Below are 1,908 nucleotides of genomic sequence, written 5' to 3'. Positions count from 1 at the left end.
GGGTTCAGAAGATCAGAGGCAAGTAGCCAACGCCGCCAAACGGCGCTTGGCGACAAAGTCGTCATGCTGCGCGTAGTAACTCAACGCCGTACCTGACGCGTCGGTGGTCACGTCCACAAAGGACTCCGCCGAACGCGTGTAAACGGTCGACCCGCCCTTCTTGCCCGGCTGCAAGTACGCGCCTGCATCGACGCCGAACACCGCCTCGTCCTGCCAGGCAAACTGCACGCACTGGGCGACGACTTTTTCCGGCTTGTCCGACGTCAGGGTTTTGTAAGGGGTGCCCGTGCGGGCATCGTCCATCACCGAGCCGGCGCATCCCGCCAGCAACGTTGCGGCCAGCGCCACCATCAGAATTCGCATTGCTTGTGCTCATCAAGAAAAAGCGGACTGTATCACCGTGGACCGGCGTATCGTTCTGCTTTACTGCATTTATACCGCGACACCGCGCAACGATTCGCGCACCCTGTCGCGCCAAACGCTGCATCGCCCCTATTTCCGGGCCCATTTTTTCTGGAACGTCCATGACACCCAACGCCGAGTTTTACAAACCGACCGCTGAATATGCCGACAAGCTGATCAGCCAGATCGGTCAGACACCTTCCTGGATCGCCAAGCGAATCGGCGTCACCGACAAGCGGATCCGTTACATTCTCGACGGCGAACGCACCGTCAAGGGCGAAACCACGCCGATCCAGATGACCTACCCCGAGCAGTGGGCCCTCGAATGCCTGGCCGCTGCGGCCAAGGCCAGCAAGAAGCAGTCCGTGTAACCCATTCTCAAGGAGCGACCATGGCGGCAACCGAACAGCAATACGAGCAGGCGCTGCAGAAATTTCTCGACGAGCGCCCCGAGCTGCGCCACGAACTCGACAACCTCAACCCGCTGTTGGCCCAGGCCAAGGGTGAAACGGCGGCTCAGTATCGCGACGAACGCTTGCATGAGGCGTTCGAAGCCGAGGCCGAGCGCCTGGGGGTGTTTGCCTGGGAGCTGACCCTGCAACTGACCGCCGCGACCGCGGAGGACTATCAAGCCCAGCGCCTTGAAGTGCACAGGGAAGTGGCCGAAATGGCGGGGATGGACTGGCGGGAATATTGTGAGTTATATGGATTGACCCCATAACCGTCGCCGCACAAGGATCCCGTCACCGATGCTGCCTTCGTCCTCCACGACCCGCGCCAGTCCGGGGCATCTGCACACTCAGAAATGGCGAGGGCGCATCGGCCTGTCGCTGGTGGCTGCACTCTCGGTACTCGCCGGCATGACCGACGCCATCGGCTTCATGGCCAGCGGCGACTTCGTGTCGTTCATGAGCGGCAACACCACCCGCCTCGCCGTGGCGATCAGCGCCGGTGACATGGGCCTGACCCTGCGCCTGCTGCTGCTTGTCGCCACGTTCGTCCTCGGCAACGCCTTGGGCATTGTCATCAGCCGTATCGGCGGGCGCCGGGCGCTGCCCTTGTTGCTGTGCATCGCCATGCTGCTGTGTGCGGCGGCGGCCTGGCCCTATGACGAACAACTGCCGGCGCTGCTGGCAGCGATCATCGCCATGGGCATGCTCAATGCCGCTGTCGAAGAGGTAAACGGACTGCCGGTGGGGCTGACCTATGTCACGGGCGCCCTGTCGCGTTTCGGCCGCGGCCTGGGACGCTGGATGCTCGGCGAACGGCGCAACGGTTGGCGGGTGCAGTTGATCCCTTGGACCGGAATGTTTGCCGGCGCAGTGCTGGGTGCCGTGCTGGAACAGCATCTTGGGCTCCAGGCGCTGCTTGTCAGCGGATTGCTCGCAGGTGCGCTGGGGGTGCTGTCGCTGACGATTCCGCGGCGTTGGCAGCTGGGGTATATGCCGCGCTGAATCTGCGTTGTCTGTTCGGGCCTCATAGCGGGCAAGCCCGCTCCCACAGGGT

The 1,908-nt window shown here is 63.0% G+C and carries 4 protein-coding genes; 3 read left to right on the top strand and 1 reads right to left on the bottom strand.

All coding sequences use genetic code 11. From position 1 onward, the window contains the following. Positions 1–12: 12 nt before the first annotated feature. Positions 13–363 (bottom strand): hypothetical protein, encoded by a 351-nt coding sequence (locus tag Q7W83_RS09355; RefSeq protein WP_150634396.1) that lies wholly within the window; start codon positions 361–363, stop codon positions 13–15. A gap of 161 nt (positions 364–524) precedes the next feature. Between Q7W83_RS09355 and Q7W83_RS09350 the strand changes: the two genes are divergently transcribed. From Q7W83_RS09350 to Q7W83_RS09340, 3 genes are read left to right on the top strand one after another with little or no spacing between them, the layout of a single operon-like run. Beyond that, positions 525–773: a hypothetical protein gene (locus Q7W83_RS09350; RefSeq protein WP_150634397.1), complete on the top strand. Its 249-nt coding sequence runs from the start codon at positions 525–527 to the stop codon at positions 771–773. 20 nt (positions 774–793) lie between these two features. Next, positions 794–1,123 carry a DUF6388 family protein gene (locus tag Q7W83_RS09345; protein ID WP_150634398.1) on the top strand — a complete coding sequence of 110 codons (330 nt, stop codon included), beginning with the start codon at positions 794–796 and terminating at the stop codon, positions 1,121–1,123. A gap of 28 nt (positions 1,124–1,151) precedes the next feature. Further along, entirely contained in the window at positions 1,152–1,856 is a 705-nt protein-coding gene (locus Q7W83_RS09340) for a YoaK family protein (protein WP_150638670.1), read from the top strand. The last annotated feature ends 52 nt before the right edge of the window (positions 1,857–1,908 follow it).

Source organism: Pseudomonas sp. 300, from assembly GCF_055803035.1.
This window is presented reverse-complemented; position numbering and strand designations above follow the sequence as displayed.

What these genes read in the sequence shown, in the direction of transcription:
- Q7W83_RS09355 (WP_150634396.1), bottom strand. Translation starts at nt 363, where the DNA reads ATGCGAATTCTGATGGTGGCGCTGGCCGCAACGTTGCTGGCGGGATGC.
- Q7W83_RS09350 (WP_150634397.1), top strand. Translation starts at nt 525, where the DNA reads ATGACACCCAACGCCGAGTTTTACAAACCGACCGCTGAATATGCCGAC.
- Q7W83_RS09340 (WP_150638670.1), top strand. Translation starts at nt 1,152, where the DNA reads ATGCTGCCTTCGTCCTCCACGACCCGCGCCAGTCCGGGGCATCTGCAC.
- Q7W83_RS09345 (WP_150634398.1), top strand. Translation starts at nt 794, where the DNA reads ATGGCGGCAACCGAACAGCAATACGAGCAGGCGCTGCAGAAATTTCTC.